General features: G+C 68.2%; 13 protein-coding genes. 7 read left to right on the forward strand and 6 right to left on the reverse strand.

The features are described 5' to 3' along the window. The first annotated feature begins 4 nt into the window (after positions 1-4). A complete protein-coding gene (locus ACFWIW_RS00160) occupies positions 5-1,108 on the forward strand; it encodes a glycosyltransferase (RefSeq protein ID WP_378366391.1) in 1,104 nt (367 codons plus the stop codon). 32 nt (positions 1,109-1,140) lie between these two features. Here ACFWIW_RS00160 and ACFWIW_RS00165 read toward each other — a convergent pair whose 3' ends face one another. Then, positions 1,141-3,036: an FAD/NAD(P)-binding protein gene (locus ACFWIW_RS00165; protein ID WP_378366392.1), complete on the reverse strand. Its 1,896-nt coding sequence runs from the start codon at positions 3,034-3,036 to the stop codon at positions 1,141-1,143. A gap of 123 nt (positions 3,037-3,159) precedes the next feature. Between ACFWIW_RS00165 and ACFWIW_RS00170 the strand changes: the two genes are divergently transcribed. The 3 genes from ACFWIW_RS00170 to ACFWIW_RS00180 all read left to right on the forward strand — a co-directional run bounded on the left by ACFWIW_RS00170 (position 3,160) and on the right by ACFWIW_RS00180 (position 7,483). Next, positions 3,160-4,290, forward strand: a complete 1,131-nt coding sequence (locus ACFWIW_RS00170) for an LLM class flavin-dependent oxidoreductase (RefSeq protein ID WP_378366393.1) — start codon at positions 3,160-3,162, stop codon at positions 4,288-4,290. A 426-nt stretch (positions 4,291-4,716) separates the two neighbouring features. Beyond that, positions 4,717-5,970 carry an MFS transporter gene (locus ACFWIW_RS00175; RefSeq protein ID WP_378366394.1) on the forward strand — a complete coding sequence of 418 codons (1,254 nt, stop codon included), beginning with the start codon at positions 4,717-4,719 and terminating at the stop codon, positions 5,968-5,970. Positions 5,971-6,172: 202 nt separating this feature from the next. Further along, the gene (locus ACFWIW_RS00180; protein WP_240596612.1) at positions 6,173-7,483 is read left to right on the forward strand and encodes a GGDEF domain-containing protein; all 1,311 of its coding nucleotides are present in this window, start codon (positions 6,173-6,175) and stop codon (positions 7,481-7,483) included. On the opposite strand, the gene ACFWIW_RS00185 is transcribed toward ACFWIW_RS00180, so the two are convergent. Next, the gene (locus tag ACFWIW_RS00185) at positions 7,480-8,061 is read right to left on the reverse strand and encodes a TetR/AcrR family transcriptional regulator (RefSeq protein ID WP_378366897.1); all 582 of its coding nucleotides are present in this window, start codon (positions 8,059-8,061) and stop codon (positions 7,480-7,482) included. The two genes, ACFWIW_RS00180 and ACFWIW_RS00185, sit on opposite strands and share 4 nt — an antisense overlap. 134 nt (positions 8,062-8,195) lie before the next feature. Between ACFWIW_RS00185 and ACFWIW_RS00190 the strand changes: the two genes are divergently transcribed. Beyond that, positions 8,196-9,422, forward strand: a complete 1,227-nt coding sequence (locus ACFWIW_RS00190; protein WP_378366395.1) for a lipase family protein — start codon at positions 8,196-8,198, stop codon at positions 9,420-9,422. 49 nt (positions 9,423-9,471) lie between these two features. Here ACFWIW_RS00190 and ACFWIW_RS00195 read toward each other — a convergent pair whose 3' ends face one another. Continuing rightward, the gene (locus ACFWIW_RS00195) at positions 9,472-9,879 is read right to left on the reverse strand and encodes a DUF3151 domain-containing protein (RefSeq protein ID WP_378366396.1); all 408 of its coding nucleotides are present in this window, start codon (positions 9,877-9,879) and stop codon (positions 9,472-9,474) included. A gap of 395 nt (positions 9,880-10,274) precedes the next feature. On the opposite strand from ACFWIW_RS00195, the gene ACFWIW_RS00200 reads away from it, so the two are divergent. Then, entirely contained in the window at positions 10,275-11,480 is a 1,206-nt protein-coding gene (locus ACFWIW_RS00200) for a hypothetical protein (protein ID WP_378366397.1), read from the forward strand. Between the two features lie 3 nt (positions 11,481-11,483). Here the strand turns inward: ACFWIW_RS00200 and ACFWIW_RS00205 are convergent, their stop codons facing one another. From ACFWIW_RS00205 to ACFWIW_RS00215, 3 genes are all read right to left on the reverse strand, one after another. Next, entirely contained in the window at positions 11,484-12,761 is a 1,278-nt protein-coding gene (locus ACFWIW_RS00205) for an ATP-binding protein (protein WP_378366398.1), read from the reverse strand. Between the two features lie 226 nt (positions 12,762-12,987). After that, positions 12,988-14,016 carry a class II fructose-bisphosphate aldolase gene (fbaA, locus tag ACFWIW_RS00210; RefSeq protein ID WP_378366399.1) on the reverse strand — a complete coding sequence of 343 codons (1,029 nt, stop codon included), beginning with the start codon at positions 14,014-14,016 and terminating at the stop codon, positions 12,988-12,990. Between the two features lie 83 nt (positions 14,017-14,099). Next, positions 14,100-14,921, reverse strand: a complete 822-nt coding sequence (locus ACFWIW_RS00215; protein ID WP_378366400.1) for an LLM class F420-dependent oxidoreductase — start codon at positions 14,919-14,921, stop codon at positions 14,100-14,102. Positions 14,922-14,971: 50 nt separating this feature from the next. Here ACFWIW_RS00215 and ACFWIW_RS00220 point away from each other — a divergent pair, with 50 nt between their 5' ends. Beyond that, positions 14,972-15,883: an aldo/keto reductase gene (locus ACFWIW_RS00220; RefSeq protein ID WP_378366401.1), complete on the forward strand. Its 912-nt coding sequence runs from the start codon at positions 14,972-14,974 to the stop codon at positions 15,881-15,883. Positions 15,884-16,010: the final 127 nt, after the last annotated feature.

The raw sequence follows: 16,010 nt of genomic DNA on the forward strand, positions 1-16,010 counted from the left end.
GGAGGTGCGCATCCTCTTCACGTGCCGCCCGGCCTACGGCCACCTGTACCCGTTGATGCCGTTGGCGATCGCCGCACGCGACGCCGGGCACGAAGTGATCTTCGGGACCGGCGCGGCTTTCCTGGACAAGGTCCGCTCGCTCGGCTTCGACGCGCACGAGGTCGGGATCTCGATCCAGGACGCCGTCGACCAGGCCGAAGGGGACGCGCTCGAGGCCATCTTCACCGCCTTCGCCGACATCCTGCCGCAGGCGACGATCGCCGACCTGACCCCGCTGCTCCCCACGCTCCGGCCGGATCTGGTCGTCTACGAGATGAGCGACGCCGGCGCGGCGGCCGCCGCCCGCCGGGCCGGGATCCCGGTGGTGTCCCACGTGATCGGGCGGTCGATGCCCGCCGAGCTGATGGCCGCCGCCGCGCACCGGTTCGCGCCGCTGTGGGACGGCAACCCGCCTGTCGACCTCATGCTGGGCGACGCCGGGATCGACGTGTGGCCGGATGTCGTCCGCGACCCGGTGGCGAGCTCGCTGCCGACGGTCTTCCGGCTCCGGCCGGTGCCGTGGAACGAGCCGGGCGCGGTGCCGTCGTGGCTCGACGGACGCGAGCGGCCGCTCGTCTACCTGACGCTCGGCACCGTCGCCTTCGGCGCCACCGGCGTGCTGCGCGCGGCGATCGACGGCCTCGCGCGGCTGCCGATGGACGTCCTCGTCGCCCGCGGCCCTGGTGACCCCGGCGAATTCGGCGACCTGCCGCCGAACGTCCACGTCACCGGCTTCGTGCCGCAGTCCGAAGTCCTCCCGCGCGCGGATCTGGTGGTGCACCACGGCGGAACCGGAACCGTGCTCGGCGCGCTTTCGGCGGGCCTGCCGCAACTGGTGCTACCGCAGGGCGCGGACCAGTTCGTCAACGCCGAAACGCTGGAGACGGCCAACGCCGGCCGGGCGCTGACCGGGGACGAGGTGACCGCGGACGCCGTCGAGGAGAGGGCCAAGTCCCTCCTCGACGACGCCCGCGTGCGCGAGGTGGCGGCCAGGGCCCGCCACGAGATCGCCGCCATGCCCGCGCCGTCGGAGGTCGTCCGTCGGCTGGCGGACTTCGCCGGCTCGTGAGTGGCAAGGACGGTTAGAACCGTCCTTGCCACTCACGAGGCGACCAGCTTCAGGATCTCCCGCGCGACGACGTCGTTCTGCCGGAACGGGAGCGCGTTGGTCCGCGGCCGGGTGAACGCACCGGCCGACCGCGCCGACGTATGCGGGCCGAGCGCGAACCGGCGCGGATGCGGGTGGCCCTCGCCGTCGAGCATCCGGCCGTCGGAGACGCGGGTGTGGATACGGCCGGCGAGCAGCCTCTCGCCGGTGACCGGGTCGAGAACGGCTTCCTCGCCGAGCGCGCCACTGTCCCGCAACTGTCGCAAAAGGACATCGGACGCCCTGGTGACGCTCGGCTCGGGAAGCCGCGCCTCGACAAGGGTCCGCGCCTCGGTCTCGCCCGGGAAGCTCGCGCCGGATGCGACGAACGTCCGGCGTTCCTCGTCGGCCGACACCCGCATTTCGGCGCCCAAGAAGGAAACGAGGCCTGCTTCCTGGAGCGCGAGCAGTTCTTCGAGCCGTCGCGGCGGCGGACCGCTGGCGAAGTAGGAGAAGAACCCGAGGAACCAACCGTCCAAATCGGACAGTTGTGACGCCGCGTCGAGCCGTCCGGTCTGCACCAGCGCCGGAAGCTGCCCCATCACCGAAAGCAGTGCCGTGAACGCGCCCAGATCCGCGCTGTACTCGGCGTCCGCCCGGCGGCTCAAGTCCGCTTCGATGTATTCGCGCAGCTCCTTGCCGTACTCCTCGGCGGTGCCGAACTCCTTGCCCGCCATCGGCCGATCGAGCCTGCCGAGATCGAGGCGATCGTCCGGTGCCGGAACCGCCCGCGCCACGAGCGCGTCGAGCTCGCCGGGCGGGGCGTCCGCGAAAGCGTCCGCGAAGACGGCGAAATCCATCCGCACCCGCTCGGGGTGCGCGGTGAACAGTTCGCTGTAGTAGGCCCACGCGACCTCCTTCGAGATCAGCGGCCAGACGTCGCGGCGGAAGTCGATCGGGCCGGGCACCTCGCAGAGCTTCCCGATCGCGTAGGCGTCGAAGAATTTGGGCAACCGCAAGGGTTTTCCGCGCAGCCGGTAACCGATCTTCGAATGGTACGGCACGCCCCTGCGCGAACCGATGTGCAACACGGGTTCGGCGCCGCTGGGGTGGTACTTCAGCCCACCGCACACCTGTTCTTCGAACCGGCCACCGCGACCTTCGGTCAGCAGCAGCATCAGATCGACGAACGCGAGGCCGAATCCGCGCACCAGCACGGTTTCCCCCGGCCCGATCGCCGAGTAGTCGACGTCGGCGGTGTAGCCGGCCGGGTAGTACGCGAGGCCGTGCCGGGCGGCGAAATCGGCGAGTTCGGTTTCGCGTTCGTCCGGTTCGGCGTCGAGATGCCCGACGGTGAACAGGACCGCGTCCACGGCGAGAGGTTCCGCCCGGTCTTCCAGCCAGAGCGACTGCGGGTCACCGTCTTCGAGCCGCACCGCGCGGGTCCGGTGCTCGACGACCTCGATGCCGTCCGGGAGCCCGGCGCGTACTTCGCGGTGGAACCAGGTGAGATAAGCGCTCTGCAACCGTCGCGTCGGGAAGTGATCGCTTTGCAGTGCCTCGAGTTCGGCTCGCAGGCTTTCGTCGACTTCCGCGTCGAGCGCGCCCTCGCGAACCAGCCGCGCCCACTCGATCAGCGAAGGCCCGGGCCGGATCGGACCGTCGATCTCCACGGTGTCGTCGGTGAACACGGTGACGTCCTCGGGCATGGAGTTCATCCGCAGCAACGGCGACTGCTCGTAGCGCCAGACCCGCCCCGCCCCGGCGGGAAAGGGATCGACGAGATGCACCACCAGCCGCCGCCCGCCGAGGAGTTCGGCGGCGTTGGCGCCGAGCCGTTCGAGCACGCCCACCCCACGTGGACCGGCGCCGACCACCGCGAGCACGTAGGGAAGGTCTGCGGTACTCACGAAGCCGAAGCTACGCCGGGATTCCGGGCCGTGTGCGGGTTCTCAAGGAGCGGAACCCGTTGCCACGGCGAGGAACCGGGGCGTACTCGTCGAACAGGGGGACACGGACGAGAGGGACGGACGATGCCGGTCGAATTCCTGGGTATCGGAGGCACCAACGACGGTTCGGAGACACATCCGCGGTCCGGCGGCGTCTTCGACAAGGACTACACGCTGCGTCTCGCCCGGGCTCACGAGGAATTCGGCTGGGACCGGGTGCTGTTCGCGTACGGCTCCAGCGGGCCGGATCCGGCGCAGGCGGCCGCGTACGTCGCGGCGAAACTCGACAACCTCCAGATCCTGCTGGCGCACCGGCCGAACGTCTCGTACCCGACCTACGCGGCGAAGACGTTCGCCACGCTGGACCAGCTCTCGGACGGGAAGCTCACGGTCCACTTCATCACCGGCGGCAGCGATCACGAGCAGCAGCGCGAAGGCGACTACCTCACCAAGGACGAGCGCTACTCACGCACGCGCGAGTACATCCAGATCGTGAAGCGGGCCTGGACGTCCGAAGAGCCTTTCGACCACGAAGGCGAGCACTACCGCTTCGCCGACTTCGTCCTCGACGTCCGGCCTGTGCAGCAGCCGCGCCCTGACGTCTCGTTCGGCGGCTCGTCTCCGGCGGCGTACGCGGCGGGCGGGGCCGAAGCGGACATCTTCTGTCTCTGGGGTGAGCCCCTCGCGCAGACGGCCGAGCAGATCGAGTCCGTCAAGGCCGCGGCGAAGGCCGCCGGGCGGACCGACGTCCCGCGTATCCAGGTCGCCTTCCGCCCGATCATCGCGCCGACCGAGGAACTCGCCTGGGAGAAGGCGTATCGCACGGTCGACGCGATCAAGGCCCGGACGAGCGGAGGCAAACAGCTGACCCGGCGGCATTCGCTCACGAACCCGGAGAACACCGGCTCACAGCGGCTCCTCGCGGTCGCCGCCGAGGGCGAACGGTTCGACCGGGCGCTGTGGACCCCGACGGCGGCCGCGACCGGCGGCGCGGGCAACTCCAACGCCCTGGTCGGTACGCCCGAAACCGTCGCGCAGGCCCTTCTCGACTACTACGACCTCGGTGTCGACATCCTCTCCGCCCGCGGCTACGACATGCTCGGCGACACGATCGACTTCGGCCGTCACGTCATCCCGATCGTGCGCGAAGAGGTCGCCAAACGCGACGCGGCGAAGGCGGCTTCGGCGCGCGAGGTACTCGCCGTCGACGGCTGAGCCGTTCACTCCACCGGATGGCCGATCGATCAGCCATTCGGCGGCTGACGTCGGCGTCCTCGGTCGCTCCGGCCGTCGCGGAGCGGAGTCGAAGCCCGTTCGGGCCCAAGCGGCGCAGGGCTCGCCGTCGCGGCGCGACATCCCCGCGCCGGGTGACGCCGCCCTGTCCGCTTTTTCCCGGCGAAAAGCCCGAAACAGGCTAAAAGTGCTGGCCTGGACCGCGATACCGGCCACCGGGACATCTTCGCGGGCGGCCGTTCATCCGCGAAAAAGATCTCCAACTCCAGAAACCCGGCGAAAGAACCTAGCCAATCACCAACAGTCAGGAGACACTTACGTGAACGAATGACGCTTCGTGACGAGCTCGTGACCGCGTTACTCTCGGTCACGAGTTTGTCGCGTAATAAGGACCCTATTGGGGGCAACATGGCTTCGGCCGGACGGGTCACTTACCGAGCGGTGTTCGGTGTAGCCGAGTTCCGTTCGCTCTGGTTCGCCGAGCTGTTTTCGATCTTCGGTGATCAACTCGCCAGGGTCGCCCTCTCCGTCCTCGTCTTCACCGAAACCCGCTCCGCGACCCTGACCGGTCTCACCTACGCGCTGACCTACGCCCCTTCGCTGCTCGGCGGCATCTTCCTCACCGGGTTCGCGGACCGGTTCCCCCGGCGGACCGTGATGGTGGTCGTCGACCTGTTACGGGCCTTGCTGATCGCGCTGGTCGCGGTGCCGGTACTGCCGTTCTGGGTCCTGTGCGTCCTCGTCGGCGCGGTTTCGCTGCTGAACCCGCCGTTCAAGGCGGCCCAGCTGGCCCTGCTACCGCAGATCCTCGAAGGCGACCGGTTCGTCGTCGGGATGGCGATCCGCAGCATGACCGTCCAGTCGGCGCAGCTGGCGGGATTCGCCGGCGGCGGACTCCTGCTGACCGCGCTCGAACCCCATATCGCCCTCGCGCTGGACGCGGTCACCTTCGTGATTTCGGCGCTGTTCGTCCGGTTCGGGCTGAAGTCGCGTCCGGCCGCGGCGACCGGCGAGAAGCGCAAGTCGTTCTTCGCCTCGATCGGCTCGGGCGGCAAGATCGTCTTCGCCAGCTCCGGGCTGCGCTCGTTGCTGCTGTTCACCTGGCTGATGGGCCTGCTGCCGGTGTACGAGGGCATCGCGGCGCCCTACGTCGCCTCGTCGGGCGGCGGCCCCGAAATCATCGGCCTGCTGCTGGCCGCCGATCCGATCGGCAGCGTGATCGGCGCGTTCATCTATTCACGCTGGGTGCCGTCGCACGTCAGACCGAAACTGATCGGGCCGCTTTCGGCGCTGACGGCGATTCCGCTGCTGCTGTGCTTCCTGCAGCCGGGGCCGTGGGCGTCGATCGTGTTGTTCGTGCTCTGCGGCGGCTTCGGCACGGTGGCGCTGATGCAGGCCACCGCGTCGCTGACGCTGGCCGTGCCGGACGAGAGCCGGGCACAGGTGATGGGGCTGTCGAACACCGGATTGACCACGACGATGGGCGTGAGTCCCCTGATCGGCGGCATCCTGGCGGACCAGGTCGGCCCTCAGTCGACGGTCGGCGTCTTCGGGCTTGCGGGATTGGTGCTGACCGTCCCGCTCGCGTTGAGCTGGTTCCGGACCCTCAGCCGCGACCCGGAACGGTGGCAGGAAAAAGACGCCGCACGCGCAGAACATTGAGGTGTTCCACGCGCCGGCCCGATCGCGCGGACGTCTGGCGCGCGCCCCAGTTCACTGATCCCTACCGGCCATCGCTGGCACCTTTCCCTCGACCTCTCAGAGAAAAGTACACACCTAGGGAGCTTGTCGACAGCCCGCAAGTCGGTAGAAGCTGTCCGTAAGTAGGGGGTTTCGGAGAATGACGCAAGAGTCAGGGGGAAAGATGATCACATCGGAGGAACGCGCTGGACATCGTTCGGCTCTCACGGTAGGCGCGTGGGAGCTGTGGAAGAGGCCTAAGCACTGGATCGCCTACACCGGGCTGTCCGTCGCGACGATGCTGGCACTGACGGGGGTCTTCGCCGCATCCATCGCCATCACGTCTTCGCAGGTCCTGCTGTGTTTCCTGCTCGCCGGGCTCGCCATCGCGCACACCGAGGCGACCCGCCGGATCGAGCGCCAGCGCCGCAGTATGAGCGTCACCCCGCATATCAACATGACCTCGGTCTGGGTGCTGCCGGGCGCGATCCTGCTCCCGCCGCAATTGACCGCGCTTCTCGTAACCGTGATCTATCTTCACCTCGGATACCGCAGCTGGGCGGGCCTTCGCACGGTCAACCCCCACCGAACTGTGGCGAACGCCACATCGATGACGCTGACCGCGTTCGCCGCCTGGGCGACCGTGCAGCTCGTCGGCGCCGACACGGCGTCGGTGACGTCGATCTGCGCCGCGAGCCTCGCCTTCTTCCTGATGAACGCCGTCTTCACCGGCACCGGCCTGTACTTCGCGGCACCCAAGAAGGCGACCGTCCAGACGCTCCTCGGCTCTTGGGACGACAACATCCTGGAGGCCTCGACGGTCTGCATCGGCGCGCTCGTGCTCGCCGTCCTGCCGCATCAGCCGGTGCTGGTGCTGCTCGTCTTCCTGCCGCTGTACCTGCTGCAGCGTTCGGTGCTGATCAAGCAGCTGGAAGAGCTCGCCACCACCGACCAGAAGACCCAGCTGCTCAACGCCACGACCTGGCAGCAGGGCGCCGTCCGCGAGGTCGCCCGCGCCGAGCGCGAGAACGGCCAGTTCGGCGCGCTGATGATCGACCTCGACCACTTCAAGAGCATCAACGACACCTACGGCCACCTGGCGGGCGACGACGTGCTCAAGGGCGTCGCGGCGCTGGTCAAGGCCGAAACCCGGGCGCAGGACCTCGCCGGCCGCTTCGGCGGCGAGGAGTTCGTCGTGCTCCTGACCGCGTCTTCGAAGCAGGAGTCCGTCGCGGTCGCCGAGCGGATCCGGCAGCGGATCAGCGAAATGGTCATCAAAACCCAGGACAACGAGGGCAACGCCGTGGTCATCGAGCAGCGGACGGCGTCGGTCGGCGTCGCGACGTTCCCGCTCGACGGCCGCACGATCGACGAGGTCATGGCCTCGGCGGACGCGTCGGTCTACGCGGCGAAACGCAACGGCCGCAACCGGGTGGTCTCGTCACCGGATCTGGCGGCGGTCGCCGAAGTCGCTTTGGAGGCCGTCGCGGCCTAACGCAGTCTTTCCATCACGTCGGCGGCCGCGGTCCGGAGCCGGACGACGCCGCCGACGGTGAATTCGGTGAGCAGGTCGATGAGCGCGTCCGCGTCGGGCGGCTCACCGTCCCAGCTCGCCTGGACGAGTGCCTCGGTCATCGCGAAGAACAGCGTGACCAGGGCCTTGTCCGCGCGGCCGGAGTCGACGCCGTGGCGTGCCCAGCGCTGACGGCTCGCCTCGGTGTAGACGGCCGCCAGCCGTTCCCGGAGCCGGGTGAGGGCCGGGTCGCCCATGCGCTCCGCTTCACGCAAGACGGGGAACGCGTCGGGATTCGCCGCGACGAAGGCGAACATGTTGGCGTAGTTGGCGCGGGCCCAGGACCGGAGCTCGGGCTGCGAGAGGTCGAGGGCGGGCGCGCCGATCGCCTCGAAGGCGCGTTCCTCGATATCGGCGACGACCTCGGCGAACAACGTCGTGCGATCGCCGAACTGCTCGTAGACGGCCTGGCGGGACACGCCCGCGCGCCGGGCGATCTGCTCGATCGTCGCGGCCTGCGCGCCGTGCACCGCGAAGACGCCTGCCGCCGAACCCAGCACCCGTGCGCGTTGCTCGCCGATCGGGAGTTTGCGGGGTCTCCCTCGCGGCGACGGGCTTGACATTGTGCGCCACCTCACTGACTCTCTTTTTCGACACGTCTGTCGAAAATGTTTGTGCTCAACGAGGAGCAAGCATGCGTCCAGGATCCCGGCGCGGTGTGTCCGCCGCCGTCTCAGCGGCCACCATCGCGGCCCTGCTGACCTTCGGGGCACCACAGGCCGGCGCCGCCCCGTCCTTCTACGATCCCCCGTCGCCACTGCCCGCGGGTGCTCCCGGCGACATCATCCGGCACGAGCCGTCCACCTTCTACGTCGATCCCGTGAAACTCATCAAGGCCGACGCGGACGTCCAGCGCATCATGTACCGCAGCACCGACACCCACGGCCGGGCCAACGCCGTGACCGGCACCGTGCTCACCCCGAAGAAGGCGTGGACCGGCGCGGGCGAACGGCCGGTCATCGGCTACGCGGCCGGGACGCAGGGCGTCGGCGACCAGTGCGCGCCGTCGAAAGCCCTCGCGGCGGGCATGGAGTACGAAGGCCCCTTCATCGCCGGGCTGCTGCTTCGCGGCTACGGCGTCGTCGTCACCGACTACGAAGGCCTCGGCACTCCCGGCGTCCACACGTACGTCAACCGCGTCGCCGAGGGCAACGCCGTCCTCGACTCGATCCGCGCGGCGCAGCGCCTGCCCGAAGCGAACCTGCCCGACAACGGCCCGGTCGCGACCGCGGGCTACTCGCAGGGCGGCGGCGCGTCGGCGTCGGCCGCCGAACTCCAGCCGTCGTACGCGCCCGAGCTCAAGCTGAAGGGCTCGTACGCGGGCGCTGTCCCGGCCGATCTGGCCGAGGTCGGCAAGAACATCGACGGGCACTACGCCTTCGGATTCCTCGGATTCACGCTGGTCAGCATGGACGCGGCGTACCCGGAGCTGAACATTCCGTCGCTGCTGAACGCGAAGGGCGCCGAAGCGTTCGAGAAGGTCAAGCAGGAGTGCACCGGAGACGCGATCTTCGCGCACGCGTTCACCCAGTCGAAGGACCTGACCAAGGACGGCAGGCCGCTGACCGCGTACCTCGGCGAAGAGCCGTACAAGACGCGAGTCGGTGAGCAGCTCATCGGTGCGCGCAAGCCGGGCGCGCCGACGCTGGTCGTCCACAGTGCCCTCGACGACATCGTCCCCTACGCGCAGGGGCGGACCATGGCGCGCTCGTGGTGCGCGAAGGGCGCGAAGGTGCAGTTCTCGACTTCGCTGGTTCCGACGCACGTCGGCGGGGCGATCCGGGCGTTCCCGGAGGCTTTCGCCTGGCTTGAGGGACGCTTCGCGGGGCTGCCTGCCGTGGGGAACTGCGGCCTGTTCTAGGGCTCGTGAGTGGTAAGGACGGTTAGAACCGTCCTTACCACTCACGAGGTCACTTGAGGCCGGTGGCTTCCGCGGCGGCGGGGTCCGAGTCGGCGAGGAAGGTCTTGCAGCGGTCGTACTCCTCGGTCTCGCCGATCTTGCCGGCGGCCTTGCCGAGGACGGCGAGGGAGCGCAGGAAACCCTGGTTCGGGCGGTGCGACCACGGCACCGGCCCGTGTCCCTTCCAGCCCGCGCGGCGAAGCTGGTCGAGTCCGCGGTGGTAACCGGTGCGGGCGTACGCGTACGCGGCGACGGTCTCGCCGGCTTCGAGCGCCTTCTCGGCGAGGGAGGCCCACGCCTCGCTGTAGTCGGGGTGCTCGGCGGCGACGGCGGCCGGATCGGTCCCGGCGTCCAGCGCCGCCTGCGCGGCGGTGTGCTCGGGGAGATGCGTCGGCTGGGGGCCGAGGAGGTTCGTCATACGGGCCATTGTGCCGACCCGTCTCCCCAAGGGCGCCCCGCGCCCGGCGGAGACTTCATATCGCGCGCCCTCTGTCGGCCGAAGGCCACGAAAGTTCGTTGAAGAGGCGCATCTCGGCTCACGCGACCATCGCCGGAGAACGACGCCCCTTCGGCGAGCTTTCGTCAGCGCGCGATCAGCAGCGCTGTGACTAGAAGAACAGGCTCCCGAGAATGCCCCCACCGGCCAGCACCAGAGCGGCGACGAGGACCGCCGCGACGAGTCGTTTCGGCATCATGGCGGCACACCTTGCCCTGCTTCGCACGCCGATCGCAAATCCACCACCCCTACGGGTGAACCCCGATTTTCGACCCCAAATGCCCATCCCGTGATCTGGAGCAGGGAAGATGGCCCGCATGACAAAGGCGACAGAAGTGACCGGGGACCTTTCGCCGGGTGTCATCCCCCGCAGCCCGATCGCGAAGACGAGGCTGTTCTTCAAGCTCCATTGGCACCGCGGCGCGCCGGGACAGGCCACGCCGGACTGGGTGCTGAACTTCTGCTACTCGATGTGGCTGGCCGCGTTCGCCTTCAAACTGGTGGGCTCGTCCTGGGACATGTCGTGGCATTTCATGTGGCTGCGCGACGACCTCGCCCCGCCGCACCTGATCAACACCGTCGGCACGGTGATCATCATGGTGCTGGTGGCGATCCACAGCTACACCGGCATGGGTGCCGACCGGCGTTCGCTGCGGCTGATGCAGATCGGGCTCGTGGTGTTCCTCATCGCCGCGCCGCTGGACGTCATCAACCACCGCGTCAACGGTCTCGACCTGACCGCGTGGAGCCCGTCGCACATGATGCTCTACATCGGAACGGGCATCATGCAGGCCGGCGTGATCATGGGCTGGCTCAAGTACGCCAAACCCGGCCGCCTGCGCACCGGTGTCCTGATCGGACTGTGGGCGTTCTTCCTGGAGAACACGTTCTTCCCGAACGGTCAGCAGGAGTACGGCATCCTCGGCCTGCGCGCCTGGGAGCGCGGCACGCCCGAGGCCGAGCCCGAGCTGCTGAACTTCGCCGCCAACCAGATCGGGCATCCGGTCGACCGGGTGGCCGTCGAGTACTTCACGATGCCGATCGACGACTGGGTGTACCCGCTGTGGGGTATCGGCGTGATGGCGCTGATCTTCGCGCTGGCGCGGCACACGACCGGCTTCCGCTGGGCAGGCACGACGGTCGCCGCCGCGTACCTCGCGTACCGGCTGGTGATGTGGCCGCTGCTGCTCGGGATGGGCTTCCCGGTGTCGGTCGTGCCGTTCTATCTGCTGGCCGTCGGGCTCGCCGTCGACCTGGCGTTCCGCATCGGGCGGGGGCATCCGATGCTGACCGCGGGCGCGGGCGCGCTGCTGGTGACGGCGTTCGGCTACGGGATGCTGTGGGTGCAGTCGCAGTTCCGGCCGTGGATCCTCGGTGACGCGCAGACGGAATCGGCGCCGCCGGTGGCCTACTGGACGGCCGCGGTCTGCCTGGCCGGGGTCGGCGTGCTGTGGGCGGCCGCCGGGCCGGGGACGCGAGCGGTGAACTCGCTGCTGGAGAAGCGCCGCGCACGCGCCGCCTGAGTCTCACGTGGCCGGATCATGCCCGGCCCGCCACAAGGAATCGAGCGGGAGCGCCATCAGCCGGTCACCGAAGCTGATGGCGCCCTGGCTCCCTGTGTGCAAGACGATTCCTTGGGTGAACTGATCACCGAGAAGGTCTCTTAACTGGGCGAGGCCACGGAAGTCCGCCGCCGTCACGGTGTCTCGCGCCTTCGCTTCGACGCCCACGACCTGTCCGTCGTCCCGTTCCACGACCACGTCGACCTCCGCGCCACCGCTCACTCGCCAGTGGTGCAGCCGAACCTCGGCCTCACTCCACGTCGCTTGCTTGGCCAGTTCATTGACGATGAAGGTCTCGACAAGGGGACCACGGGTCGGCGCCACGGGTTTCGCCAGGGATTCCGGTGACACGCCCAGCAAGGATGCGGCGAGCCCCGTGTCGGTGAGGTGCAGCTTGGCGTGTTTCACCGCCCGGGACGTCAGATTTCGCGACCACGCCGGGAGCCGGTGGACCAGGAACACCGCCTCGAGCAATTCGACGTACTTGTTCACCGTGGTGCGGTGAAGGCCTGTCCTGGTCGACGTGTTCACGCTGTTGTGCTCTTGCGCCGTGATGGAGGCCAGGTAAGCCAGCAAGGCCGTCATCGCGCTGGGTTCATTGACCCTGGACATCTCCCGGATGTCGCGCTCCGTGATGGCCTGCACGTAAGCACGGAACCAGGCTTTACGCGCACGCGCGCCGCCGAGAAGCGCGGGTTCGGGAAAACCTCCGCGACAGATCCGCGCGAAGTAGTCCGCGCGATCGACGTTCGCGGGACCGAGGCCGAGCAAACGACCGGGTTCGTCGAAAGCGACATCGATGAACCGCTCGAACCGCCCCTCGAACTCCCCCTGCGAAAACGGCCACACATCGACGACGACGCCACGGCCTGCCAGGGACTCCGAAAGGCTGGGAGTCGCCAGGAACCTGGTGGACCCGGCCAGGACGTAGCGTCCTGGCCCACTCTCCGCGTCGACTTCCGCCTTGATCGCCCTGATCAGTGGGTCTCCTGCCCGTTGCACCTCGTCGATGAGCCTGGGCTCCGAACCGGTACCGGCGAATCCGACGGGGTCCTCGATGGCCGCTTGCAGAAGTTGCTCGTCGTCGAGGTTGAAGGAGGTACCACCGTGACGCCGGTGCAGATGCCTGAGCATGGTCGTCTTACCGGCCTGACGCGGGCCGTTGAGGATCACGATACGAAAGCTCGCCAAGTACTCCTCGGCGACGGCGCAACTGGCCCGTACCAGCTCCGATTCGGCCATAGCTCCTCGAAATGCCGGGGGTCGTGTACATCTCACAGTACCCTCGACCGACATTTCACGACCAGGTGAACCGACATTCCACAGCACAAGTGACCGACATTTCGCTGATCTTGAACCCGCTGGCCTCAGCCACGCACCGATTACGTGAAGGCCCCCTTCACTGCGCTAGACGCAGTGAAGGGGGCCTTCACGTACTTCCGCATTTAGAGGACTAAATGCGGAGAGGTCAGAGCTTCTTGCCGGCGGAGCCCAGCGACTGAGCGGCCTCGACGACGCGCGCGGCCATGCCGGCCTCGGCGGCCTTCAGGTAGCTACGCGGGTCGTAGACCTTCTTGTTGCCGACCTCGCCGTCGATCTTCAGGACGCCGTCGTAGTTCTTGAAGAAGTGGTCCGCGATGGGCCGGGTGAAGGCGTACTGCGTGTCCGTGTCGACGTTCATCTTCACGACGCCGTACGACACCGCCTCGCGGATCTCCTCCGGCAGCGAGCCGGAACCACCGTGGAAGACCAGCTCGAACGGCTTCGAACCCGCCGGGAGGCCGAGCTTCTTCGCCGCCGCCTCCTGGCCGCCCTTGAGCACGTCCGGGCGCAGCTTCACGTTGCCGGGCTTGTACACGCCGTGCACGTTGCCGAAGGTCGCGGCCAGCAGGTAGCGACCGTTCTCGCCGGAGCCGAGCGCGTCGATCGTCTTCAGGAAGTCGCCCTCGGCGGTGTACAGCTTCTCGTTGATCTCGGCTTCGACGCCGTCTTCCTCGCCGCCGACGACGCCGATCTCGACCTCGAGGATGATGTTCGCGGCCGCGGCCTTGGCGAGCAGCTCCTGCGCGATCTCGAGGTTCTCGTCGAGGTCGATCGCGGAGCCGTCCCACATGTGGCTCTGGAACAGCGGGTGCTGGCCGTTCTTGACCCGCTCGGCCGAGATCTCGATCAGCGGGCGGACGAAGCCGTCGAGCTTGTCCTTCGGGCAGTGGTCGGTGTGCAGCGCGACGTTCACGTCGTACTTGGCGGCGACGACCTGGGCGAACTCGGCGAGCGCGACCGAACCGGTCACCATGTCCTTGACCTTCTTGCCGGACGCGAACTCCGCGCCGCCGGTGGAGAACTGGATGATCCCGTCGCTCTCCGCCTCGGCGAACCCGCGGATGGCGGCGTTCAGGGTCTCCGACGAGGTCACGTTGATGGCCGGGTAGGCGAATTCGTTCGCCTTCGCCCGGTCGAGCATCTCCGCGTAGACCTCGGGGGTGGCGATGGGCATCGTTTACTCCTCCTCGAAGCAGGCTGGTGCACCTCTCGGCCGCATCGTACGAGGTCGGCCGGGAGGTGCCTACAGCCGTCGCGTCAGAGGAGGATCGCGGCGAGCGCCCGGTAGACCGGCAGGGGGTCTTGGTTCAGTACCTGGATGTTGACGTGGTCCGCCCCGGCTTCGATATGCGCGGTGACGCCGCGGGCGACGGTTTCGGCGTCGCCGTGGACCGCCAGCGCGTCGATCAGCTTGTCGCTGCCCTCGCCTGCCAGGTCTTCGTCGGTGAAACCGAGTTTCCGCAGGGAGTTCGTGTAGTTGACGAGGCCGAGGTAGAACTTGACGCTCGGCCGCCCGATCTCGCGGGCCTTCGCCGGATCGGCTTCGAGGACGACCTTCTGCTCGGGCGCGAGCAGCGGTCCGTCGCCGAGGATCTCGCGTGCCTGACGGGTGTGTTCGGGCGTCATCAGGTACGGGTGGGCTCCCGCTGTGCGGTCTCCTGCGAGTTTGATCACCTTCGGGCCGAGAGCGGCGAGAACGCGGCCTTCGACGGGCACCCCGGCGGCGTCGAGGGCGTCGAGGTACTCGACCAGCGCCGTGTACGGCTTCTTGAATTCGGCGGTGTGCTCGCGGTGCCCGGCACCGATCCCGAGCAGGAAGCGGCCAGGGTGCTTCGCTTCGATGCGCTTGTACGACTCGGCGACCGTGGCCGCGTCGTCCTTCCAGATGTTGACGATGCCGGTGGCGACCTTGATCGTCTTCGTCGCGTCGAGCAGCTCCTCCGCCTTCACGAGGTCGCCGTCCGGTGAGCCACCGAGCCAGATCGCGCCGTAGCCGAGCTGCTCCAGCTCACGGGCGATCTCCGGGGTGAAGACGGATTCGTGCTGCCAGATGCCGATCCTGCCGAGTTCGATTCCCATGTTCCGAGGCAACGCCGCGGGCGGGCGATGTCTTCCCTTATGTTCGAACCATGGCGAAACTCGGGAACACCGACCTCGACGTCCGGGGGATCAATCTCGGCGGCAACGTCTTCGGCTGGACCGCGGACCAGGACCAGTCCTTCGCCGTCCTCGACGCCTACACGGCGGCGGGCGGCAACTTCATCGACACCGCCGACCTGTACTCCCAGGGCGGCTCCGAGACGATCATCGGTGACTGGCTGACCAAACGCGGCCGCCGTGACGACATCGTCATCGCGACCAAGACGGGTATGTGGGAGCAGCGCAAGGGGCTGTCGGCGGCGAACATCGCGGCGGCGGCCGAAGACTCGCTGCGACGGCTGCGGACCGATCACATCGACCTCTACTACGCGCATATCGACGATCCGGACACCCCGATCGAGGAGACGCTGCGCGCCTTCGACGCGCTCGTACGCGCGGGCAAGGTGCGCTACGTCGCGGCGTCGAACTACTCCGCCGAACGGCTGGGCGAAGCACTGTCCATTTCGGACCGTGAAGGATTGGCGAAGTTCGTCGCGCTGCAACCGCACTACAACCTCGTCGAGCGGGACTACGAGCGGGAACTGGCGCCGACGGTCGAGCGGGAAGGGCTGGCCGTCCTGCCGTATTTCTCGCTGGCCAAGGGTTTCCTCGCCGGGAAGTACCGTTCGAAGGACGACCTCGGGGACAGCCCGCGCGCCGCCCGCGCATCGTCCTATTTGGACGAACGGGGCGAGCGAGTGCTCGCGGCGCTCGACCAGGTCGCGGCCTCCCGCGGCGTTCCGGTCGCCGCCGTTTCACTCGCGTGGCTGTTCGCTCAGCCGACCGTCACCGCGCCCATCGCGAGCGCCCGTTCGGTCGAGCAGCTGAACGACCTCCTGCCCGCCGCCGACCTCGCGCTGACCTCCGACGAGATCGACGCCCTCAGCGCCGCCGGGAGCTGAAGGGGACTTTCCCCGCGTCTCATGCACCGAAAGGGCCCTTCACCGCGTCGCATGCGGTGAAGGGACCTTTCAGCCCACCTACTTGCGGGTAGCTTACTCCGGGTAGGTTGAGGTACCGTCCGAAAGC

The organism is Amycolatopsis sp. NPDC058340 (genome assembly GCF_042723975.1).
GTDB lineage: Bacteria > Actinomycetota > Actinomycetes > Mycobacteriales > Pseudonocardiaceae > Amycolatopsis.